Raw genomic sequence first — 21,849 nt, 5'->3', positions numbered from 1 at the left:
GCCGTCCTCGCGCACACCGCCGAGTGACGGCGGCCAGGTAGCACTGCCGGGGTGGCGGCGTCGGGTGGCGCCGCCGGGTTGCCCGCCCGTCAGAGGAGTTTTTCGATGGCCCCCGTGACCGCGGGGTCCTCAGGGGTGGTGCGGGGGCGGAAGCGGGCCACGACCCGGCCGTCGCCGTCCACCAGGAACTTCTCGAAGTTCCACTGGATGTCGCCGGCCTCGCCGTCGGCGTCCGCGATCTGCGTCAGCTCCGAGTACAGCGGGTGCCGGTCCGCACCGTTCACGTCCGCCTTCTCCAGCAGCGGGAACGTCACGCCGTACGTCGCCGAGCAGAACGTCTGTATCTCGTCGGCGCTGCCCGGCTCCTGCCCGGCGAACTGGTTGCACGGCACGCCGAGCACGGTGAAGCCACGCTCCCCGTACTCCTTCTGCAGCCGCTCCAGACCGGCGTACTGCGGGGTCAGGCCGCACTTGGAGGCCACGTTCACGACCAGGACGGCGTGGTCACGGTAGTCGGCGAGCGAGGTCGGCTCGCCGGTCAGGGTCTTCAGCGGAATGTCGTACAGGGCCATGGACAGCTCCTCGTCGGAATGAGGTTTGATCTCAACATGGGAGATGAACGGCTGGCAATCGCGATCGATTCCGCACCCGAGCCGCCGCGGCGCGTGCAGTGCCGGCTGTGCGGGCGCCCGCTGACCGGCGCCGAGTCCCGCCGCACCGGCCTCGGCCCGGCCTGCGACGCCAAGCTGCACCCGCCGGGCCCGGAGATCCGCACCCGCCGCCACGAGGTCGAGCAGGACACACTGCCGGGCATCCAGGACGTGTCCTAGGGCCTGTCCGGCGGATCAGGGTCGGATAGGCCCTAGAGCTCGCGGAAGAGCCCCTCCTGCACCACGGACACCAGCAGGCGGCCCTCCCGGTCGTAGATCCGGCCCCGGGCCAGGCCGCGGCCGCCCGTCGCGATCGGGGACTCCTGGTCGTACAGGAACCACTCGTCGGCGCGGAACGGGCGATGGAACCACATCGCGTGGTCCAGCGACGCCATGTCGAAGCCGCGCGGTCCCCACAGCGGCTCCACCGGGATGCGCACCGCGTCGAGCAGCGTCATGTCCGAGGCGTACGTCAGCGCGCAGGTGTGCACCAGCGGGTCGTCGCCCAGCGGGCCGACCGCCCGCATCCACACCGCGCTGCGCGGGTCCGCGCCCTTGACCTCGTCCTTCGTCCAGCGCAGCCGGTCCACGTACCGGATGTCGAAGGCCATGCGCCGGGCCATCCGGTCCAGCGACTCCGGCAGCGTCCCCAGGTGGTCGCGGATCTCGTCCGCGAGGTTCGGCAGCGTCTCCGGCAGCGGGACGTGCCGCGGGGGCAGCTGGTGCTCGAATCCGGCCTCCTCCGGCCGGTGGAAGGAGGCCGTCAGATTGAAGATCGTCCGGCCGTCCTGGACCGCCGTGACCCGGCGGGTGGTGAACGAACGCCCGTCCCGCACCCGCTCCACCTGGTACACGATCGGCATGCCCGGGCGGCCGGGCCGCAGGAAGTAGGCGTGCAGCGAGTGCACCGGCCGGTCCCCGTCGGTGGTCCGGCCCGCCGCCACCAGGGCCTGCCCGGCGACCTGCCCGCCGAAGACCCGCTGCAACGACTCCTGCGGACTGCGGCCACGGAAGATGTTCGCCTCGATCCGCTCCAGATCGAGCAGGTCCACGAGTCTCTCGGCAGGGTTGGTCACGACGGCGCTCCCTCTGTCTGCTCCGCTACAGCTGGCCCACGGACGTCACGCGGACGACCGCCCGGCCCTCCTCGTCGGAGGCCGCGAGATCCACCTCCGCGCTGATGCCCCAGTCATGGTCCCCGTTCGGGTCGGCGAAGGTCTGCCGGACGCGCCACAGGCCGTGCGCCGGATCCTCCTCGATCGCGAGCAGCTTCGGGCCGCGCGCGTCCGGACCCGTGCCCAGGTCGTCGTACTCGTCCCAGTACGCGTCCATCGCCTCGCCCCAGGCGTCCGCGTCCCAGCCGGACTCGCCGTCCAGCTCGCCCAGCTCGTTCACGTGGTCGAGGGCCGCCAGCTCCACCCGGCGGAACATCGCGTTGCGCACCAGGACGCGGAAGGCGCGGGCGTTCGCCGTGACCGGCTTGACCTGGTCGGCCTTCTCCTGGGCCTGCTCGGCCGTCTCGATCTCCGGGTTCGCCAGCTGCTCCCACTCGTCGAGCAGCGAGGAGTCCACCTGGCGCACCATCTCGCCCAGCCAGGCGATCAGGTCCTCCAGGTCCTCGGTCTTCAGGTCGTCCGGGATGGTGTGGTCAAGGGCCTTGTACGCGCTCGCGAGGTAGCGCAGCACGATGCCCTCGGTCCGCGCCAGCTCGTACCAGGACGTGAACTCCGTGAAGGACATGGCCCGTTCGTACATGTCACGGATGACGGACTTCGGCGAGACCGGGTGGTCGCCCACCCACGGGTGGGACTTCCGGTACACGTTGTACGCGTGCCAGAGCAGCTCCTCCAGCGGCTTCGGGTACGAGATCTCCTGGAGCCGCTCCATCCGCTCCTCGTACTCGACGCCGTCCGCCTTCATCTGCCCGACGGCCTCGCCGCGCGCCTTGTTCTGCATGGCGGCCAGGATCTGGCGCGGGTCGTCGAGGGTCGACTCGACGACCGAGACCATGTCCAGGGCGTACGACGGCGACTCCGGGTCGAGCAGGTCGAACGCGGCGAGCGCGAACGTCGACAGCGGCTGGTTCAGCGCGAAGTCCTGCTGGAGGTCGACCGTCAGCCGGATCGTGCGGCCCTCCGCGTCCGGCTTCTCCAGCTGCTCCACCACGCCGCCGTCGAGCAGCGAGCGGTAGATCGCGATGGCCCGGCGGATGTGCCGCAGCTGGGCCTTGCGCGGCTCGTGGTTGTCCTCCAGGAGCTTTCGCATCGCCTCGAAGGCGTTGCCCGGCCGGGCGATCACCGAGAGCAGCATGACGTTGGTGACCTTGAAGCGCGAGGTCAGCGGCTCGGGCTCGGCGGCGATCAGCTTCTCGAAGGTGGTGTCGCTCCACGCGACGAAGCCCTCCGGAGCCTTCTTGCGGACCACCTTGCGGCGCTTCTTCGGGTCGTCGCCCGCCTTGGCGAGCGCCTTCTCGTTCTCGATGACGTGCTCGGGCGCCTGCGCGACCACGAAACCGGCCGTGTCGAAGCCCGCCCGGCCGGCCCGGCCCGCGATCTGGTGGAACTCCCGCGCGCGCAGGGTGCGTACCCGGTTGCCGTCGTACTTGGTCAGCGCCGTGAACAGCACCGTACGGATGGGCACGTTGACACCCACGCCGAGCGTGTCCGTACCGCAGATCACCTTCAGCAGACCGGCCTGGGCCAGCTTCTCCACCAGACGCCGGTACTTCGGCAGCATGCCCGCGTGGTGTACGCCGATGCCGTGCCGCACATAGCGCGAGAGGTTCTGGCCGAACTTGGTGGTGAAGCGGAAGTTGCCGATCAGCTCGGCGATCTTGTCCTTCTCCTCCCGCGTGCACATGTTGATGCTCATCAGCGACTGCGCCCGCTCGACGGCCTGCGCCTGCGTGAAGTGCACGATGTAGACCGGAGCCTGCTTGGTCTCCAGGAGTTCGGTCAGCGTGTCGGTGATGGGCGTGAGCCGGTACTCGTACGAGAGCGGCACCGGCCGGGTCGCGGAGCGGACCACAGAGGTCGGGCGGCCCGTGCGCCGGGTCAGGTCCTTCTCGAACATCGCCACGTCGCCGAGCGTCGCCGACATGAGGACGAACTGCGCCTGAGGGAGTTCCAGCAGCGGGATCTGCCAGGCCCAGCCGCGGTCCTGCTCCGCGTAGAAGTGGAACTCGTCCATCACGACCTGGCCGATGTCGGCGTCCTTGCCGTCGCGCAGGGCGATCGAGGCCAGCACCTCGGCCGTGCAGCAGATCACCGGCGCGTCCGCGTTCACCGACGCGTCGCCGGTCAGCATGCCGACGTTCTCGGTGCCGAAGATCTTGCACAGGTCGAAGAACTTCTCCGACACCAGCGCCTTGATCGGGGCGGTGTAGAAGGTGACCTGGTCGTTGGCCAGCGCCGTGAAGTGCGCGGCAGCCGCGACCAGCGACTTTCCGGAGCCGGTGGGGGTCGAAAGGATCACGTTCGCCCCGGACACCACCTCGATCAGCGCCTCCTCCTGGGCCGGGTACAGCGTGATGCCCCGGCCCTCCGCCCATGAGGAGAAGGCCTCGAAGAGGGCGTCGGGGTCGGGGGTCGCAGGGAGCTGATCGATAAGGGTCACGCCCCCATCTTGCCTGGATTCCGCCCGGAGGAGGGAACCGGCCGCCGCCCCGAAGATCACGGACGCTACGCTGTCCCGTCGACCGGTCGTCAACTGAGCGCCGGCGTGCGACGAATGGGGCGGGAACGACCATGATGGGACCGGCGCACTCGCTGTCCGGAGCGGCAGCCTGGCTGGGCGTCGGGGCGGCCGCGGCCGGCTTCGGACACCCGATGCCGTGGCCGGTGCTCGTGGTCGGCGCGCTCATCTGCGCGGGCGCGGCCCTCGCCCCCGACCTCGACCACAAGTCGGCGACCATCTCGCGGGCCTTCGGGCCGGTCTCACGGGGCCTGTGCGAGATCGTCGACAAGCTGTCGTACGCGGTCTACAAGGCGACGCGCTCCACCGCCGACCCGCGTAGGTCCGGCGGTCACCGCACGCTCACCCACACCTGGCTGTGGGCCGTCCTGATCGGCGCGGGCGCGTCCGTGGCGGCGATCACCGGGGGCCGCTGGGCCGTGCTCGCGATCCTCTTCGTGCACGTGGTGCTCGCGGTCGAGGGCCTGCTGTGGCGGGCCGCGCGGATGTCCAGCGACGTCCTGGTCTGGCTGCTCGGCGCGACCAGCGCCTGGATCCTGGCGGGCGTCCTCGACAAGCCCGGCAGCGGCTCGGACTGGCTCTTCACCGCGCCCGGCCAGGAGTACCTCTGGCTCGGCCTGCCGATCGTCCTCGGCGCCCTGGTGCACGACATCGGCGACGCCCTGACCGTCTCCGGCTGCCCGATCCTGTGGCCGATCCCGGTCGGCCGCAAGCGCTGGTACCCGATCGGCCCGCCGAAGGCGATGCGCTTCCGAGCCGGCAGCTGGGTCGAGCTCAAGGTCCTGATGCCCGCGTTCATGCTGCTCGGCGGCGTGGGGGGCGCGGCGGCGCTCGGGTACCTGTAGGGACGGGGCGAACCGCGCCTCGAAGCGGGCCTGCCTGCCTACGGCCGAGAAGCCGTAGCGACGGCCTGCCCACGGCCGAGAAACCGTAGCGACGGCGGCGGGGCCCGTCCCGTAGGGACCGGGCCCCGCCGACCGTCACCGGCTCAGCCGTGCCAGGAGCGCCACAGGGCCGCGTACGGGCCGTTCGCGGCGACCAGTTCGTCGTGGCTGCCCAGTTCGCTGATGCGGCCGGACTCGACGACGGCGATCACGTCGGCGTCGTGGGCCGTGTGGAGGCGGTGGGCGATGGCGATCACCGTGCGGCCCTCCAGAACACGGGCCAGCGAGCGTTCCAGGTGGCGGGCGGCTCGGGGGTCGAGGAGTGAGGTGGCCTCGTCCAGGACCAGGGTGTGCGGGTCCGCCAGGACCAGGCGGGCCAGGGCGATCTGCTGGGCCTGGGCCGGGCTCAGCGCGAGGCCGCCCGAGCCGACCTCCGTGCCCAGGCCGTCGTCCAGCGCCCGCGCCCAGCCGTCCGCGTCGACCGCGCCGAGCGCCGCCCACAGCTCGGCGTCCTGGGCGCCGGTCTTCGCGAGCAGCAGGTTGTCCCGCAGCGAGCCGACGAACACGTGGTGCTCCTGGTTGACCAGCGCCACATGCTCCCGCACCCGCTCCGCCGGCATCCGCGCCAGCTCGGCCGCGCCGAGCGTGACCGTGCCGGTGCGCGGCGCGTAGATGCCCGCGAGCAGCCGGCCGAGCGTGGACTTGCCCGCGCCGGACGGGCCGACCAGGGCAAGCCGCGTCCCCGGGGCGACGTCCATCGACACCTTGTGCAGCACGTCGACGCCCTCGCGGTAGCCGAAGCAGACCGTGACCGCGCGGACCTCGCGCCCCTGCGGGCGCACTCCCGCGTCGCCCCCGTCCGGCTCGATGTCACGGACGCCGACCAGCCGGGCCAGCGACACCTGGGCCACCTGGAGCTCGTCGTACCAGCGCAGCACGATCCCGATCGGGTCCACCAGCATCTGCGCCAGCAGCGCGCCCGTCGTCAGCTGGCCGACGTCGAGCCAGCCCTTCAGCACGAACGCCCCGCCGATCATCAGCACCGAGCCGAGCACGAGCGTGTGCGTCAGATTGACCACCGGGAACAGCACGGTCCGCAGGAACAGCGTGTACCGCTCCCACGCCGTCCACTCCTTGACCCGCCGGTCCGACAGCGCGACCCGGCGCGCGCCGAGCCGGTGCGCCTCGATCGTCCGGCCCGCGTCGACCGTCTCGGTGAGCGCGGCGGCGACCGCCGCGTACCCCGCCGCCTCCGAGCGGTAGGCCGCGCCCGCCCGCCGGAAGTACCAGCGGCAGCCGGTGATCAGCAGCGGCGCGGCGATCACGACCGCCAGCGCCAGCGGCGGCGCGGTCAGCGTCAGGCCGCCGATGAGCAGCCCCGCCCACACCACGCCGATCGCCAGCTGCGGCACCGCCTCGCGCATCGCGTTGGAGAGCCGGTCGACGTCGGTGGTGATCCGGGACAGCAGATCGCCCGTGCCGGCCCGCTCCAGGACGCTCGGCGGCAGCCCCACCGACCGCACGAGGAAGTCCTCGCGCAGGTCGGCCAGCATCTCCTCGCCGAGCGTCGCGCCGCGCAGCCGCACCAGCCGTACGAACACGGCCTGGACCGCCAGCGCGACCGCGAACAGGCCGACGGTGAGCGTCAGTCGGAGCTCTCGCTCTCCGGCGGACAGCCGTTCCACCAGCCCGCCGAGCAGGTACGGGCCGACCATCGAGGCGACGACGGCCACCGCGTTGACCGTGACCAGCAGCACGAAGGCCGTGCGGTGCCGGCGCAGCAGCTCCTGTACGTAGCCGCGCACGGTCGCCGCAGTGCCGACGGGCAGGGTGGTCGCCGAGGTCGGCGCCGCGGGGTCGTACTCCGGGGGCGAGATGCCGATCATGCCGACTCTCCTTCCGCTTCCGCGAGTTCCAGTTCTTCCAGCGGGTCCAGCGCCGTGGCCCGTACGGCGATCTCCTCGTCGGTCTCGCGGGTGACCACGGCCCGGTAGCGCGGCTCGGTGCGCAGCAGTTCGCGGTGCGTGCCGACCGCCACGGCCTGTCCTTCGTGCACCAGGACGACCCGGTCCGCGAGGTCGAGCAGCAGCGGCGAGGAGGCCAGCACCACGGTGGTGCGTCCGGCGCGCAGCCGGGCCAGGCCCGCCGCGATCCGCGACTCGGTGTGCGAGTCGACCGCCGAGGTCGGCTCGTCGAGCACCAGCACCTCCGGGTCGGTGACCAGCGAGCGGGCCAGAGCCAGACGCTGGCGCTGGCCGCCGGAGAGCGAGCGTCCGCGCTCGGTGATCCGGGTGCGCATCGGGTCGCCGTCGGTGTCCACCGACGCCTGCGCCAGCGCGTCGAGGACGTCCGCGCACTGCGCCGCGTCCAGCGCCTCGCGGGCGTCGACCGCGCCGGACGAGGGCACGTCGAGCAGCTCGCGCAGCGTGCCCGAGAGCAGCACCGGGTCCTTGTCCTGGACGAGGACCGCGGTCCGGGCCGCGTCGAGCGACAGCTCGTCCAGCGCCACCCCGCCGAGCAGCACCGAGGCATGCGCCTCGTCCGGCTCCGCCGGGTGCCCGCCGAGCCGGTCGGCAAGCCGCCCGGCCGCGTCCGGGTCGCCGCACACCACGGCGGTGAACAGCCCGTCCGGGGCGCGAACGCCGGTGGCGGGGTCGTACAGGTCGCCGCCTGCCGCCTTCCCGTCGGCGTCGGCGCGGGCCTCGGCGGCCGTCGTCGTCCGGGTCAGCGCCAGGACTCGGGCGGCCCGCCGGGCGGACGGCTTGGAGAAGGAGTACGCCATGGCGATCTCCTCGAAGTGCCTCAGCGGGTGGTACGTGAGCGCCACCGTGCCGTACACGGTGACCAGTTCGCCGACCGCGATCCGGCCGTCGAGCACGAGCCCCGCCCCGTACGCCACCACGGCGATGAGCAGCAGCCCCGGCAGCAGTACCTGGACGGCCGCGATCAGGGCCCACATCCGGGCGCTGTGCACGGCGGCCCGGCGGACCTCCTGCGAAGCCGCCCGGTAGCGGCCCAGGAACAGCTCCTCGCCGCCGATGCCGCGCAGCACGCGCAGCCCGGCCACGGTGTCCGAGGCCAGCTCGGTGGCCTTGCCCGCCTTCTCGCGCTGCGCGTCGGCGCGCTTGGTGGCCCGGGGCAGCAGTGGCAGCACGGCCAGTGCGAGCACCGGGACGCCCGTGGCGACCACGACGCCGAGCGCGGGCTGGTAGATCACCAGGCCCACGCAGACGAGGACGAGGCTGAGGGCGGCGGCCGCGAAGCGCGAGAGCGCCTCGACGAACCATCCGATCTTCTCCACATCGCCCGTGGACACAGAAATGATCTCCCCGGCGGCGACCCGCCGGGTGAGGACGGAGCCGAGTTCGGCGGTCTTGCGGGACAGCAGCTGCTGCACCCGCGCCGCGGCGGTGATCCAGTTGGTGACGGCGACCCGGTGCAGCATCAGATCGCCGACGGCGATGGCGAGGCCGAGCGCGGCGATCAGACCGCCCGCGAGCGCGAGCCGTCCGGCGCTGCGGTCCACGACCGCCTGCACGGCGAATCCGACGCCGAGCGGCAGTCCGGCGACGCCGAGCAGGAGCAGCAGGCCCCAGAGCAGCGCCTTGACCTGTCCGGCCAGTTGGTTGCGGCCGAGCCACAGGAGGAACCGCGTGCCCGAGCGGACATCGGGGACCCCTGGGTCGGCGTACGGAAGTTCACGGATCTGCATGACGTCCCAGGGGGTCGGCGGTTCTTCGACCGATGGCTCAAACCGTGCAAGGTTCGCCTTCCGGGACGCCGGTCGGCAATTGATTTTCTCGCATCGGGGCACAGAACACGCCAAGGTCGCACACGGCCCTCTGGACCGCATCGCCCTTCCCGCGCTTCACTCGCCTCCCATGAGACGACAGAGGATCACGGGCATGATCAGTGGGCTGGCGCTGGCCGCCGGCACACTGTTCTCCGCCGTCCCGGCGGCCGCCGCCGACGCACCGGCGAGCGTCACTCCACCGGCCGAGTTCGGCAGCGACTGGCACGATCCGGTCACCGCCGCGCCGCCCGTCGAGAAGCCCGACAGCCGGTCCTGCACGATCACCCTCGCGCAGGCCCAGTTCCGCGACTTCACCCCCTACAAGGGGAGTTACGCCCCGCCCGAGGACTGCGGCACGCGCTGGAACAAGGTGGTGCTCCGGCTCGAGGGCAGCGTGAAGGGCCGCCAGTTCGACCGGCTCGGCTACCTCACTGTCGGCGGCGTCGAGATCCTCCGGACGTCCACCCCGCAGCCCTCGCCCGACGGCATCGCCTGGTCGGCGGAGAAGGACGTCACCCGCTACCGCGACACCCTCGCCCGCCCCCAGCCCGTCGAGATGCTCATCGGCAACGTCGTCAACGAGACGTACACCGGGATCTTCGACGTCAAGGTCACGCTCACCTTCTACGCCGCCCAGGGGAACGTGCGCCCCGCGGCCACGCCCGACAAGGTCCTCCCGCTGGAGAACGCGCGCCTGACCACACCGCGCAACACCGAGCGGATCCTCGCCGAGGTGTACGCCACCGGCTCCGGCGGCGGCTGCGAGGAGTACTGGTACCTGACCGCGCCCGCCGCGGCCCCGTACTCCTGCCAGGCGGACGACGGTCCGTACCGCGAGGTGCGGATCGCCGTCGACGGCCGGCTCGCCGGCATAGCCGCGCCCTTCCCGACCGTCTGGACCGGCGGCTGGTCCAACCCGTTCCTCTGGTACGTCACCCCCGGGCCGCGCGCCTTCGACATCCAGCCCGTCGTCTACGACCTCACGCCCTTCGCCGCGCTCCTCAACGACGGCCTGGAGCACCGCGTCGAGGTCTCCGTGGCCGGCGTCCCGGCCGGTCAGACCGGCTGGAGCACGCCGACCAACCTGCTGCTCTGGCAGGACGAGGGCAGCACGGTCGTGACCGGCGGGCTCGACCGGCACGAGGAGTCCGCGCCGAGCAACTCCTCCGTGTACACGCCCGGTTCGGAGCACCGCCTCGACACGGACGGCGGTCACCGGCTCACCGTGGCCGGCCACCTGAACACCTCGCACGGTCGGGTCGCCACCACCGTCTCCCGCAGCGTCGCCAACACCTCCGCGCACCGCTGGACGGACGGCGAGAGCCGCGACGCGCTGACCGCCTCCTGGACCGATGACGAGTCCGTCACCGTCGGCCGCACCACGACCCGGACCCACCGGACGTACACCATGGACGGCGAGACCACGCTCGGCGCGGATGCCCGGCTGCGCACCGTCCTCGCGCTCGGCGACCGGGCCGACACCACCGTCGTGCGGGGCGGGCAGCGGCTGTCCTGGCAGCGCGTCGACGACCGCTACCAGGGGGACGCCACATACACCACCGGGGTGCCGCGCGACCAGCGGCACGCGGTCGGGACGACGGCCGAGCGCTACCGCGTGCAGGGCACGGCGGGCTGCTACGACCGGAGCCTGAAGACCGCGCAGGGCACGCTGACGGAGGATCTGCGGCGCTGCTGACACACCGACAGGCGCCCGGAGGCGGCAGCCGCCTCCGGGCCCCTCGTCGTGGCCGGGCTACGCGGGCCTGGCCGAGTCCACGCCGGACCGGGCCTTGCGCCACTCGCCCCGGGTGAAGTCCGGGATCGGCTGCGGCGCCCCCTTCGCCCTGATCGACAGATGGCTGAGCGGCACCGGGGCGGTCCAGGTGGCCGCGTCGTACACGTCGAAGTCGGGGGCGAGCCCGAGCTGCATGCACTGCATCAGCCGGTAGATCATGATGTAGTCCATGCCGCCGTGCCCGCCGGGCGGATTCGCGTGCTCCTTCCAGAGCCAGTGGTCGAACTCGTTCGCGTAGGCGGCGAAGTCGCCCCACTGGTCGTTCTTGTGGTCCGGCTCCAGATAGATCCGGGCCGGGTAGTCCTCGAACACGCCCCGGGTGCCGCCGAGGCTGTTGATCCGGCTGTACGGGTGCGGGGTGGACACGTCGTGCTCCAGCCGGATCACGCGGCCCTTCGCCGTCTGGACCACACTGATCGTCCGGTCGCTCTCGATGTACGTCTCTTTCCAACTCGGGTCGCCGGGCGGCATGTTCGCGGCGCGGTACTGGGCGAGGCCGAGGGCCGGCGTGCCGAAGCTGCTGATGCTGACGACGCGGTCGCCGCGGTTGACGTCCATGTAGTTGGCGACCGGCCCGAAGCCGTGGTTGGGGTAGAGGTCGCCGCGCAGCCGGGTGTGCCAGAGCCGTCGCCACGGGCCTTCGTAGTACGTCGGCGAGAACATCAGCTCCCGCAGGTCGTGGTTGTACGCCCCCGCGCCGTGCAGCAGGTCGCCGAACTTGCCGGCGTGCGCCATCCGCAGCACCCGCATCTCGTTGCGGCCGTAGCAGCAGTTCTCCAGCTGCATGCAGTGGCGGCGGGTCTGCTCGGAGAGGTCGACCAGCTGCCACAGCTCGTCGAGCCGCATCGCTATCGGACACTCGACGCCGACGTGCTTGCCGTTCAGCATCGCCGTCTTCGCCATCTCGAAGTGGAGGTCCCACGGGGTGGCCACGTAGACGAAGTCGAGGTCGCCGCGCTCGCAGAGCTGCGCGTAGTCGTCCGCGCCGTTGGCGTAGACGGCGGGGGAGGGCTGACCGGCGGCGACGACCTTGGCGGCGGCCCGCTCGGTCTTCGCCTTCACCGGGTCGCAGATCGCGACGACCCGGACCCAGGGCAGGGCGAGGAAGAGATCGATCATGCTGCCGCCGCGATTGCCGAGGCCGACGATCCCGACCCGTACCGTGCCGCGGCCCTCGAACGGGACGCCGGCCATCGTGGCGCCTCGGCGCACCGGGGCGTCGGCGTCGGCGCCGGCCGCCGGTAAGGCGCCTTCGGCGGCCTGGGCGGGTGCGGTGCCGCCCAGGGCGCCGAGGCCGATCCCGGCGCCCGCCGCGCCCGCCGTGGTCCTGAGGACCGAACGCCGACTGGGCCCGTACTCGGATGTTTCGTCGTTCATCGAACCTCCAGTTGCGGATGGCATGGCTGCTGGTTCATGAATTCCGGAATTCCGGTAAGGACCCTGGCCGTTGGGACTGCTGATGCGCAAGGGGGCTATTTGGACTCTCGGTTCGAAACCTTGGACTCTTCGGTTCCGCGCACGGCGAAGGGCCCGGTCGCGGTGATCGCGACCGGGCCCCAGGGGCGTTCCCGGGCCGTCAGGGCCGGGTGGCGCGTTCCAGCTCCAGCAGGGCCGAGTAGTACGTCCGCCCCGTCGCGTGGTCCATGCCGATCTCGCACATCCGGTTCGCCGACAGATGGGCGTCGTACGCCCGCGAGGTCACCTCGGCCGCCTCACGGGCCGTCGCGGACTCCGTCAGCTCCTTGTGCAGCATCCCGCGGTCGCCCGCGAACGCGCAGCAGCCCGCGTCGAGCGGCACGACCACCTCGTCGGCCACCGCCTCGGCCAGCCGCGTGAGCCGGTCCTCGACGCCGAGATGCCGCATCGAACAGGTCGGATGGACCACGGCCGAGCCGATCCGGCGGCGCACGCGGAGCCGGGGGAGGAGCTCGTCGGCCGCCCAGACGAGCGAGTCCACGATCGTCAGCTCCGCGTGCAACTCCCGGTTGTCATCGGTGAGATACGGCACCACCTCCTGCGCGATGCCGAGCGTGCAGGACGACGCGTCGACCACCAGCGGCAGCGCCCCGCCGGCCGTCCAGCCCCAGGCGGCCTCCACGATCCGGTTCGCCATCACGGCGTTGCCCCGCGCGTAGCCCTTGGAGTGCCAGATGGTCGCGCAGCAGGTGCCCGCCACGTCGTCCGGGACCCACACCGCCCGGCCCGCCCGCGCCGACAGCCGGACCACTGCCTCGGGGAGCGACGGGCCGCGCCGCGGCTCCGGTCCGCCGAAGATCCGGTTGACGCACGCCGGGTAGTACACGGCGACGGCCGCCGGGCGGTGCGTGCGCGGCAGTCGCAGGGCCGCCGCGCCGGGGATCTCCGGCAGCCACTCCGGTACGAGATCGGGGCGCACGGTCCGGCGGGCCAGGCCCGTCGCCGACTCCAGGAACCGGTCGCCGAGCGGCGCCGCGGCCGCCACCGCGAGCCGCGCGGCCGCCTCCACGCCCCGGAAGCCCCGGGCCGCGAGCGCCGCGACGCGCTCCTCGCGCGGCGAGTGCCGCTCGTGGCGGAACTCCCTCATCAGCGCGCCCGTGTCGATCCCCACCGGGCAGGCCAGCTTGCACGTCGAGTCCCCGGCGCAGGTGTCCACGGCGTCGTACCCGTACGCCTGGAGCAGGTTCTCCGCCACCGGCGAGCCGTCGGCCTGCCGCATCATCTCGCGGCGCAGCACGATCCTCTGCCGGGGTGTGGTCGTCAGGTCCTGGCTGGGGCAGGTGGGTTCGCAGAAACCGCACTCGATGCACGGGTCGGCGATCGCCTCCACCTTCGGGATCGTCTTCAGGCCGCGCAGATGGGCCCGCGGGTCGCGGTCGAGCACGATGCGCGGGGCGAGCACCCCGTCGGGGTCGATCAGCTGCTTGGTCCGCCACATCAGCCCGGTGGCCCGCGGGCCCCACTCCAGCTCCAGGAACGGCGCGATGTTGCGGCCTGTGGCGTGCTCGGCCTTGAGGGAGCCGTCGAACCGCTCCACGGTGAGCGCGCAGAACTCCGCCATGAACGCGGCGTACCGCTCGACGTCCGCCGGTTCGGCCGCGTCGAAGGCGAGCAGGAAGTGCAGGTTGCCGTGGGCCGCGTGGCCCGCCACGGCCGCGTCGAAGCCGTGCCGCTCCTGGAGGTCCAGCAGCGCTGCGCAGGCCTCGGCCAGTCGCTCCGGCGGCACCGCGAAGTCCTCGGTGATCAGCGTCGTACCGGACGGACGGGAGCCGCCGACCGCCGTCACGAAGGCCTTGCGGGCCTTCCAGTACCCGGCGATCGTGCCGGGGTCGCGGGTGAAGGCGTTGTCGACCGAGGAGACCGGCGCGACCGTTGTCAGGCCCTCCAGCGCCTCCTTCGCCGCCTGCTCGTACGCCTCCTGGGCGGCTGCGTCCGGCGCGCGGAACTCGACGAGCAGCGCGGCGGTCTCCTTGGGCAGCTCCGCCCAGTCGGCGGGCACGCCCGGGACGCTGACCGAGGCCCGCAGCGTGTTGCCGTCCATCAGCTCCACGGCGAGCGCCCCGGCCTCGTTGAAACGCGGCACGGCGGCGGCCGCGGCCGGCAGCGAGGGGAAGAAGAGCAGGGCGGTGGAGACCTCGCGGTCCAGCGGCAGCGTGTCGAAGACGACCTCGGAGATGAAGCCGAAGGTGCCCTCGGAGCCGACCATCAGCCCGCGCAGGATCTCCGCGGGCGTGGTCCCGTCCAGGAAGGCGTCGAGCCGGTATCCGTTGGTGTTCTTGATGGTGTGCTTGGCGCGGATCCGGGCGGTCAGCTCCGCGTCGGCCTCGATCTCCGCCTTGATGTCCATGAGCCCGGCGCACAGGCGCGGCTCCGCGCGGGCCAGTTCCTCGTCGGCGGCCGGGTCGGCGGTGTCCACGACCGTGCCGCTCGGCAGCACGAAGGTGAGCGAGGCGAGCGTGCGGTAGGAGTTGCGGCTGGTGCCGGCGGTCATGCCCGAGGCGTTGTTCGCGACGACCCCGCCGACGGTGCAGGCGACGGCACTGGCCGGGTCAGGGCCGAGCACCCGGCCGTGCCGGGCGAGCGCCGCGTTGACCCGGGCGACGGTGGTGCCGGGGCGGACCCGGACCCTGGCCCCGTCGTCGAGCACCTGAACGCCGGCCCAGTGGCGGCGCACGTCGACGAGGATGTCCTCGCCCTGGGCCTGGCCGTTCAGGCTGGTGCCGGCCGCCCGGAAGACCACCTCACGGCCCTTGCCGTGCGCGTACGAGAGCACGGCGGAGATGTCGTCGATGTCCTCGGCGACCACCACGACCTGCGGGACGAAGCGGTAGGGGCTGGCGTCGGAGGCGTACCGCACGAGGTCGGAGACCTTGGAGAGGACCTTGCCAGGACCGAGTACGGCGGTCAGCTCGTCGCGCAGCGGCCGCGGGGTGCCGCGGGCATGGTGGTCGGGGACCCGGTCCGGGGCCGGGGTCCGTCTGCGGCTGCCGGGGCGCAGGGCGTGCGGGTTCGGCTCCAGCAGCGGCATCGCGGGGCTCCCCTCAGCAGCGGCGCTCCGGTGCGGGGTCGACCAGAGCGGTCAGCAGACCGCCGAGCACGTCGCGCTGCTCGCCGGTCAATGGAGCCAGGATGTCCTCTGCGGCGGCCCGGCGCGCGCTCCGCAGCTCCCTCAGCGTGGCGCGGCCCGCGTCGGTGAGCTCGATCCGGACCACCCGGCGGTTGGTCGGATCCGGGACCCGGCGGACCCGGCCGCCCGCCTCCAGACCGTCGACCAGGCTGGTCACGGCCCGCGGCACGACCTCCAGGCGCGCGGCGAGGTCCGCCATGCGGGGCGGGTGGTCGTAGTGCGCGACGGTGCGCAGCAGCCTGGACTGCGCGGGCGTGATGCCGACCGGCTCCAGATGCTGCTTCTGGATGCGGTGCAGGCGTCGGGTGAGGCGCAGCAGCTGCTCGGCGAGGAGGCCGTCGGCGTCGCGGCCGCTCACGTCGGGGTTGTCCATGTCGGGAACAATATCAGGACCTAGTTCATTGTGAGCATAGGTAACAATGAGCTATGCTCTGATCCACTTCGTTTCGATGCATTGAGACTCGTCCGCATACCCTCGTAGGAGCCCATGCACCCCCACGACCAGTCCACCTGGACACCCCCGCCCCGCGATCTCGCGCAGCCGAAGGAGCCCGCCCAGATTCGGCGGATCCTGCGGCTCTTCCGTCCGTACCGCGGCCGGCTCGCCGTCGTCGGCCTGCTCGTCGGCGCGTCGTCGCTGGTCACGGTCGCCTCGCCGTTCCTGCTGAAGGAGATCCTCGACACCGCGATCCCGCAGGGCCGCACCGGACTGTTGAGCCTGCTCGCCCTCGGCATGATCGTCACCGCCGTCGTGACCAGCGTGTTCGGCGTGCTGCAGACGCTGATATCGACCACGGTCGGCCAGCGTGTCATGCACGACCTGCGCACCGCGGTCTACGCACAGCTCCAGCGCATGCCGCTGGCCTTCTTCACCCGTACGCGCACCGGCGAAGTCCAGTCCCGGATCGCCAACGACATCGGCGGGATGCAGGCCACGGTCACCTCCACGGCCACCTCCCTGGTCTCCAACCTCACCGCCGTCATCGCCACGATCGTGGCCATGCTCGCGCTGGACTGGAGGCTCACCCTCGTCTCGCTGCTCCTGCTGCCGGTGTTCGTGTGGATCAGCCGCCGCGTCGGACGCGAGCGCAAGACGATCACCACTCAGCGGCAGAAGCAGATGGCCGCGATGGCCGCCACCGTCACCGAGTCGCTCTCCGTCAGCGGCATCCTGCTCGGCCGCACCATGGGCCGCGCCGACTCGCTCACCCGGTCCTTCGCCGAGGAGTCCGAGCGCCTCGTCGACCTCGAAGTGCGCTCCTCCATGGCCGGCCGCTGGCGGATGTCCACCATCGGCATCGTCATGGCCGCCATGCCCGCCCTGATCTACTGGGCCGCCGGCCTCGCCCTCCAGTCGGGCGGCCCGGCCATCTCCATCGGCACCCTGGTCGCCTTCGTCTCGCTCCAGCAGGGCCTCTTCCGCCCGGCGGTGAGCCTGCTCTCCACCGGCGTGCAGATCCAGACCTCGCTCGCGCTGTTCCAGCGGATCTTCGAGTACCTGGACCTCCCGGTCGACATCACCGAGCCCGAGCGGCCGGTGCGGCTGGAGAAGATACGCGGCGAAGTGGCCTTCGAGGACGTCGACTTCCACTACGACGCCGACGCCGATCCCGAGGCCCGGAACGGCCTCACCCTCGACGGCGTCGACGTGACCGTCCCCGCGGGCGCCAGCCTGGCCGTCGTCGGCCCCACCGGCTCCGGCAAGTCGACGCTCAGCTATCTGGTGCCGCGGCTGTACGACGTGACCGGGGGCCGGGTCACCCTCGACGGCGTCGACGTCCGCGACCTCGACTTCGACACGCTGGCCCGCGCCGTCGGCGTCGTCTCCCAGGAGACGTATCTCTTCCACGCCTCCGTCGCGGACAACCTGCGCTTCGCCAAGCCGGACGCCACGGACGAGGAGATCGAGGCCGCCGCCCGCGCCGCCCAGATCCACGACCACATCGCCTCGCTGCCGGACGGCTACGACACCCTGGTCGGCGAGCGTGGCTACCGCTTCTCCGGCGGCGAGAAGCAGCGCCTCGCCATCGCCCGCACCATCCTGCGCGACCCGCCGGTCCTCATCCTCGACGAGGCGACCAGCGCGCTCGACACGCGCACCGAGCACGCCGTCCAGCAGGCCATCGACGCGCTGTCCGCCGGACGCACCACGATCACCATCGCCCACCGGCTCTCCACCGTCCGGGACGCCGACCAGATCGTCGTCCTCGAAGGAGGCAGGATCGCCGAGCGCGGCAGCCACGAGGAACTCCTCGATCGGGACGGCCGGTACGCGGCCCTGGTGCGCCGTGACGAACACGCGAACGCACGAGCGGTTGTTCCCCGGTACGTGTGATCGTTCCCGTAGGCGTTGCCCCACTCCCCTGTGGCGGCTGATGATTACGGTGCGCAAGCGACGGGCTGCAGACCGCGACTGCGCTGTCCCGAAAAGACGTACCTGCATGAGGAGAAAGCACCACCATGAACGTGATCACCAACCTGCTCGCCGGCGTCCTCCACTTCCTGGGCTGGCTCGTCTGACCCTGACCTGACCCTCGCGGGTCGAGCAGCAGAGCGGCGTCGCCGGCCCCCCGTCCCAGGGGGTCGGCGGCGTCGCCGTATGACCGGAATGTATGAATTACATGGATATGGGGCGCTACCGGGTTAGCGTGCCCCCATGACGCACGCGTTCCCCCGGCTCGAACCCCCACACCGGCGCCGGAGCCGACTGACCCGGCGCGCCCGGTTCATCCTGCTCGCGCTCGCGCTGCTCACCGCGGCGGCCGCCGTCGCCGTCCCCCTGTTGCTGCTTCGGCCGGACGAAAAGCCTCCGGTCGCCGAGAAGAAGCGCACCCTCCTCATCCCGGAGGGCTGGCGAGCCACCCAGGTGTACGCCGCCGTCGACCGGGCGCTCAAGCTTCCCGGGGGCGCCACCCGACGGGCCGCGACCGCCGCTGCGCCCGCACTGCCGGCCGCCGCCCGGGGCAACCCCGAGGGCTATCTCTTCCCCGCGACGTACCCCATCGAGCGGACGACCACCGCCGAGGGCCTGCTGCGCTACATGGTCCGGACGGCCGGCGAGCGCTTCGGCGCCGACCGCATCACGGCCGGCGCGCAGCGGCAGGGGCTGAGCCTGCACCAGACGGTGATCGTCGCCAGCATCGTCCAGGCCGAGGCCGACTCGGTCGAGGACATGGCGAAAGTGGCGCGGGTCGTGCACAACCGCCTCGCCCAGGGCATGGCGCTGCAGATGGACTCGACGCTGAACTACGCGCTGAATCGTTCCACCGTGGACACGACGTACGAGGACACCCGGATCGACAGCCCGTACAACACCTATGAGCGCCCGGGCCTGCCGCCGACCCCGATCGCCAACCCGGGGGAGCAGGCCATGGCGGCGGCCATCGACCCCGCGCCGGGGGACTGGCTGTACTTCGTCACCGTGAAGCCGGGGGACACCCGGTTCACCGCCGACTACGCGGAGCAGCAGCGCAATGTCGCGGAGTTCAATGAGGAGCGCAGGAGCGCGACGGTGGCTGCGACGGCGGGCTGACGGGCCTGTTCGAAGACGTCCGCCTCACGCCCCGACGGGTTCCGGCGTGCGGGCCAGCAGGCGGCGGATGTCCGTCACGGCCGCGCGCCCGGCGCGGTTCGCGCCGATGGTCGAGGCGGACGGGCCGTACCCGACGAGGTGGACTCGCTCGTCCTTGACCGCCCGGGTCCCCTCCACCCGGATGCCGCCGCCGGGCTCGCGGAGCCGCAGCGGGGCGAGGTGATCGACGGCCGCCCGGAACCCGGTCGCCCAGAGGATCACGTCCGCGTCCACCGTCCGGCCGTCGTCCCAGGCCACCCCGGTCGGGGTGATCCGGTCGAACATCGGCTTGCGGTCCAGGATCCCGCGCTCCCGCGCGTCGCGGATCGCGTCACTGAGCGGCAGCCCGGTGACGGAGACGACGCTCTGCGGCGGCAGCCCGCGCCGTACCCGGTCCTCCACCAGCGCGACCGCGGCCCGGCCCTGCTCCTCGCCGAACGGACCCTCGCGCCAGACCGGCTCGCGCCGGGTCACCCACGTCGTCTCCGCCGCGACCTCGGCGATCTCCATCAGGTGCTGCGTCCCGGACGCGCCGCCGCCGACCACGACGACCCGCTGCCCGGCGAACTCCTGCGGACCGGGGTAGTTCGCGGTGTGCAGCTGCCGGCCCCGGAACGTCTCCTGCCCCTGGTAGCGGGGCCAGAACGGCCGGTCCCAGGTGCCCGTCGCGTTGATCAGCGCCCGGGTCGCGTACGTGCCCTCCGAGGTCTCGACGAGCAGCCGCCCGCCCTCGCCCTCGCGCACCGCCGTGACGTCGACGGGCCGGTGCACGCGCAGGTCGAAGGTCTCCTCGTAGTCGGCGAAGTACCCCCCGATCACCTCGGAGGAGGGCCGGGCCGGGTCGGCGGCGGTGAGCTCCTTGCCCGGCAGCGCGTGCATCCCGTGCACCTTGCCGTACGTGAGCGAGGGCCAGCGGAACTGCCAGGCGCCGCCCGGTCGCGAGGCGTGGTCGAGGACCACGAAGTCCCGGTCGGGCTCGAGTCCGGTCCGCCGGAGGTGGTACGCGGCGGACAGCCCCGCCTGCCCGGCGCCGATGACCACCACGTCCACGTCGTGTACCCCGAAATCGTTCACGATTCCACCAACCAGCGAGGGGCCCGGGATCTTCCCGGCCCCGGCTGCACGGCAATCGCGTCTCGGTGTGTGGACGCATGATCTCGCCCACCGGCCGGGAACAATGGCTGCATGTCCGCCACCTTCACCACCAGGGTCCTCGACCTCACCACCGGCAGCGCCGAGACCGTCACCGATCTCACCCGCGCCTGCGAGGACTTCCTCACCGAGACCGCCTCCGGCCGCGACGGCCTGCTCAACCTCTTCGTCCCGCACGCCACCGCCGGCCTGGCCCTCCTGGAGACGGGCGCGGGCAGCGACGGCGACCTCCTCACCGCCCTCCACCACCTCCTCCCGGCCGACGACCGCTGGCAACACCGCCACGGCTCCCCGGGCCACGGCCGCGACCACGTCCTCCCGGCCCTGGTCCCCCCGCACGCCACCCTCCCGGTCCTGAACGGCCGCCTTGTCCTGGGCACTTGGCAGTCCATCTGCCTGGTCGACACCAATAAAGACAATGCCAACCGTCAAGTGCGGTTGAGCTTCCTTGGCTGATCGAGCCGATCGAGATCGTCCTGGGTGTGGCCGCCGAGTCCCAGGTACGTGACCGGGACGCAACACCTGTTCCTGTCCGCGGACAACCTCGCCGAGTCGGGATGCGAGGGTGCCAAGTACCTGTGCTCGACGCCGCTGCGTCCGGAGAGGCTTCTTAGGGGTCAATGCTGGCGTCCCCAAAGGAGCCCCGGCCAAGATCGTGATGCCGGCCTTCTCCCCCCCCCGCCATGCTCGACCGCCTCACCTCGGCAGCGACGACTTTCCCTCAGGTCGCAGGACCTGGATCACGAACGATCGATCACGAACCGAGGGAGATCGGACTTAACGCCCACTGAACACACCCCGCAACGCCCATCAAGTGAGAGTGCGAGCGCGTCTACGGCCACGCCTGCGCGGGCAGGGCGGGGAACACGACCAGCGAGCCGTCCTCGTTGCGGGCAATCTCAATCGCCACGTCGGTCGTGGGGCTGTTGACCACGACGCCGTCGCCCAGCTTGTGAAGCCCGTTTGCCGCCCGCAGCAGGCGATCGACGTCACCGATGTGCATCAGGGGCAGCAAACTGGACGTGCGTGCCAGCTCCAGTGCCGACAGGCGCTCCAGGACCCCGGCGATGCCCGACTCCAGTTTGTCGAGGCGCTGCTGGTCGGACTTGAGTGCGCGGGTGAAGTTCTCGAACAAGTTGCCAGGGTCGATCTGGGCATGCTCGACGGCCTGCAGGACAATGACCCGCCGCTTCAGCGCGATGGCCAAGGCAGCGAGTTCGAGGTGGGTGCGGAACTCGCCGCCGTGGTCGTCGACGCCGGGGAACGACTTGTTCAGCGTGCCGATCTCGACGGGCTTGCCGTCGGGCAGCTTGTCGAGTGCGCTCTGCCACTTGGCAAGGCGGCGGTCAGCGGCGGCCAGCGCCTTGCTGATGGCATGCACTGCCGAGTCCAGTCCCAGCGAGACACCGAGCTTGCCTTGGTCGAGCAGGATGGCGGTGGCTTGATCGGGCGGCCGGCAAGACTGTCGTGATGCCAACGCGGCGGACCGGCCACGGCCAGCCTTTGTGCGCCTCACTGGCCTCCGTCCGCTGTGGCAGTCCCGAGATGGGATGGCCACAGCACCGGCCTGGTGCGCACAGCAACCAGTAGCCTGGGGTTGTCTTTGCGGAGGTTGGCGGAGTCGAGGGGTAGCAACCGAGACGACCCATGGGGTTTGCCATGCGATCCTGCAGTTGACGAATCCACGACGTGCAAGTGGGAGGTGACG

General features: G+C 71.8%; 15 protein-coding genes and 1 pseudogene. 6 read left to right on the top strand and 10 right to left on the bottom strand.

Annotated features, from left to right (window positions below):
- Positions 1-89: 89 nt before the first annotated feature.
- Entirely contained in the window at positions 90-572 is a 483-nt protein-coding gene (locus tag VIU94_RS05140) for a glutathione peroxidase (RefSeq protein WP_331907993.1), read from the bottom strand.
- A 36-nt stretch (positions 573-608) separates the two neighbouring features.
- On the opposite strand from VIU94_RS05140, the gene VIU94_RS05135 reads away from it, so the two are divergent.
- Positions 609-830 (top strand): DUF6011 domain-containing protein, encoded by a 222-nt coding sequence (locus tag VIU94_RS05135; RefSeq protein ID WP_331907991.1) that lies wholly within the window; start codon positions 609-611, stop codon positions 828-830.
- Positions 831-862: 32 nt separating this feature from the next.
- Here the strand turns inward: VIU94_RS05135 and VIU94_RS05130 are convergent, their stop codons facing one another.
- Both VIU94_RS05130 and VIU94_RS05125 read right to left on the bottom strand, forming a co-directional pair.
- Complete coding sequence (locus tag VIU94_RS05130; RefSeq protein WP_331907989.1) at positions 863-1,726, bottom strand: acyl-CoA thioesterase; 864 nt, start codon at positions 1,724-1,726, stop codon at positions 863-865.
- 25 nt (positions 1,727-1,751) lie between these two features.
- The gene (locus VIU94_RS05125) at positions 1,752-4,325 is read right to left on the bottom strand and encodes a DEAD/DEAH box helicase (protein ID WP_331907987.1); all 2,574 of its coding nucleotides are present in this window, start codon (positions 4,323-4,325) and stop codon (positions 1,752-1,754) included.
- Between the two features lie 71 nt (positions 4,326-4,396).
- Here VIU94_RS05125 and VIU94_RS05120 point away from each other — a divergent pair, with 71 nt between their 5' ends.
- Positions 4,397-5,188, top strand: a complete 792-nt coding sequence (locus VIU94_RS05120; RefSeq protein WP_331907985.1) for a metal-dependent hydrolase — start codon at positions 4,397-4,399, stop codon at positions 5,186-5,188.
- Positions 5,189-5,331: 143 nt separating this feature from the next.
- Here VIU94_RS05120 and VIU94_RS05115 read toward each other — a convergent pair whose 3' ends face one another.
- Both VIU94_RS05115 and VIU94_RS05110 read right to left on the bottom strand, forming a co-directional pair.
- Positions 5,332-7,113, bottom strand: a complete 1,782-nt coding sequence (locus tag VIU94_RS05115) for an ABC transporter ATP-binding protein (RefSeq protein WP_331907983.1) — start codon at positions 7,111-7,113, stop codon at positions 5,332-5,334.
- Positions 7,110-8,939 (bottom strand): ABC transporter transmembrane domain-containing protein, encoded by a 1,830-nt coding sequence (locus VIU94_RS05110; RefSeq protein ID WP_331907981.1) that lies wholly within the window; start codon positions 8,937-8,939, stop codon positions 7,110-7,112. Before VIU94_RS05110 ends, VIU94_RS05115 begins: the two co-directional genes overlap by 4 nt.
- A gap of 169 nt (positions 8,940-9,108) precedes the next feature.
- Here VIU94_RS05110 and VIU94_RS05105 point away from each other — a divergent pair, with 169 nt between their 5' ends.
- A complete protein-coding gene (locus VIU94_RS05105) occupies positions 9,109-10,716 on the top strand; it encodes a peptide-N4-asparagine amidase (protein ID WP_331907979.1) in 1,608 nt (535 codons plus the stop codon).
- Between the two features lie 57 nt (positions 10,717-10,773).
- On the opposite strand, the gene VIU94_RS05100 is transcribed toward VIU94_RS05105, so the two are convergent.
- The 3 genes from VIU94_RS05100 to VIU94_RS05090 all read right to left on the bottom strand — a co-directional run bounded on the left by VIU94_RS05100 (position 10,774) and on the right by VIU94_RS05090 (position 15,791).
- Entirely contained in the window at positions 10,774-12,192 is a 1,419-nt protein-coding gene (locus VIU94_RS05100) for a Gfo/Idh/MocA family protein (RefSeq protein ID WP_331907977.1), read from the bottom strand.
- Between the two features lie 199 nt (positions 12,193-12,391).
- Positions 12,392-15,319, bottom strand: coding sequence for an FAD-binding and (Fe-S)-binding domain-containing protein (locus VIU94_RS05095; RefSeq protein ID WP_331907975.1), 2,928 nt, complete (start codon positions 15,317-15,319; stop codon positions 12,392-12,394).
- 13 nt (positions 15,320-15,332) lie between these two features.
- Complete coding sequence (locus VIU94_RS05090; protein WP_331907973.1) at positions 15,333-15,791, bottom strand: MarR family winged helix-turn-helix transcriptional regulator; 459 nt, start codon at positions 15,789-15,791, stop codon at positions 15,333-15,335.
- Between the two features lie 114 nt (positions 15,792-15,905).
- Between VIU94_RS05090 and VIU94_RS05085 the strand changes: the two genes are divergently transcribed.
- Positions 15,906-17,753, top strand: a complete 1,848-nt coding sequence (locus VIU94_RS05085; protein ID WP_331907971.1) for an ABC transporter ATP-binding protein — start codon at positions 15,906-15,908, stop codon at positions 17,751-17,753.
- 321 nt (positions 17,754-18,074) lie between these two features.
- A complete protein-coding gene (mltG, locus tag VIU94_RS05080; RefSeq protein WP_331907969.1) occupies positions 18,075-18,950 on the top strand; it encodes an endolytic transglycosylase MltG in 876 nt (291 codons plus the stop codon).
- 24 nt (positions 18,951-18,974) lie between these two features.
- Here mltG and VIU94_RS05075 read toward each other — a convergent pair whose 3' ends face one another.
- Positions 18,975-20,063, bottom strand: coding sequence for an NAD(P)-binding domain-containing protein (locus VIU94_RS05075; RefSeq protein ID WP_331907967.1), 1,089 nt, complete (start codon positions 20,061-20,063; stop codon positions 18,975-18,977).
- Positions 20,064-20,174: 111 nt separating this feature from the next.
- Between VIU94_RS05075 and VIU94_RS05070 the strand changes: the two genes are divergently transcribed.
- Positions 20,175-20,597 (top strand): secondary thiamine-phosphate synthase enzyme YjbQ, encoded by a 423-nt coding sequence (locus tag VIU94_RS05070; protein ID WP_331907965.1) that lies wholly within the window; start codon positions 20,175-20,177, stop codon positions 20,595-20,597.
- Positions 20,598-20,973: 376 nt separating this feature from the next.
- Here VIU94_RS05070 and VIU94_RS05065 read toward each other — a convergent pair.
- A pseudogene (locus VIU94_RS05065) lies at positions 20,974-21,588 on the bottom strand (hypothetical protein); the annotation flags it as partial.
- Positions 21,589-21,849 lie beyond the last annotated feature (261 nt).

Source organism: Streptomyces sp., from assembly GCF_036566765.1.
In the GTDB taxonomy this organism is placed as follows: Bacteria; Actinomycetota; Actinomycetes; order Streptomycetales; family Streptomycetaceae; genus Streptomyces.
The sequence above is the reverse complement of the archived record's forward strand: the minus strand, read 5'-3'. Positions and strand labels throughout refer to the sequence as shown.

What these genes read in the sequence shown, in the direction of transcription:
- VIU94_RS05070 (WP_331907965.1), top strand. Translation starts at nt 20,175, where the DNA reads ATGTCCGCCACCTTCACCACCAGGGTCCTCGACCTCACCACCGGCAGC.
- mltG (WP_331907969.1), top strand. Translation starts at nt 18,075, where the DNA reads ATGACGCACGCGTTCCCCCGGCTCGAACCCCCACACCGGCGCCGGAGC.
- VIU94_RS05135 (WP_331907991.1), top strand. Translation starts at nt 609, where the DNA reads ATGGGAGATGAACGGCTGGCAATCGCGATCGATTCCGCACCCGAGCCG.
- VIU94_RS05105 (WP_331907979.1), top strand. Translation starts at nt 9,109, where the DNA reads ATGAGACGACAGAGGATCACGGGCATGATCAGTGGGCTGGCGCTGGCC.
- VIU94_RS05110 (WP_331907981.1), bottom strand. Translation starts at nt 8,939, where the DNA reads ATGCAGATCCGTGAACTTCCGTACGCCGACCCAGGGGTCCCCGATGTC.
- VIU94_RS05090 (WP_331907973.1), bottom strand. Translation starts at nt 15,791, where the DNA reads ATGGACAACCCCGACGTGAGCGGCCGCGACGCCGACGGCCTCCTCGCC.
- VIU94_RS05095 (WP_331907975.1), bottom strand. Translation starts at nt 15,319, where the DNA reads ATGCCGCTGCTGGAGCCGAACCCGCACGCCCTGCGCCCCGGCAGCCGC.
- VIU94_RS05085 (WP_331907971.1), top strand. Translation starts at nt 15,906, where the DNA reads ATGCACCCCCACGACCAGTCCACCTGGACACCCCCGCCCCGCGATCTC.
- VIU94_RS05115 (WP_331907983.1), bottom strand. Translation starts at nt 7,113, where the DNA reads ATGATCGGCATCTCGCCCCCGGAGTACGACCCCGCGGCGCCGACCTCG.
- VIU94_RS05120 (WP_331907985.1), top strand. Translation starts at nt 4,397, where the DNA reads ATGATGGGACCGGCGCACTCGCTGTCCGGAGCGGCAGCCTGGCTGGGC.
- VIU94_RS05100 (WP_331907977.1), bottom strand. Translation starts at nt 12,192, where the DNA reads ATGAACGACGAAACATCCGAGTACGGGCCCAGTCGGCGTTCGGTCCTC.
- VIU94_RS05140 (WP_331907993.1), bottom strand. Translation starts at nt 572, where the DNA reads ATGGCCCTGTACGACATTCCGCTGAAGACCCTGACCGGCGAGCCGACC.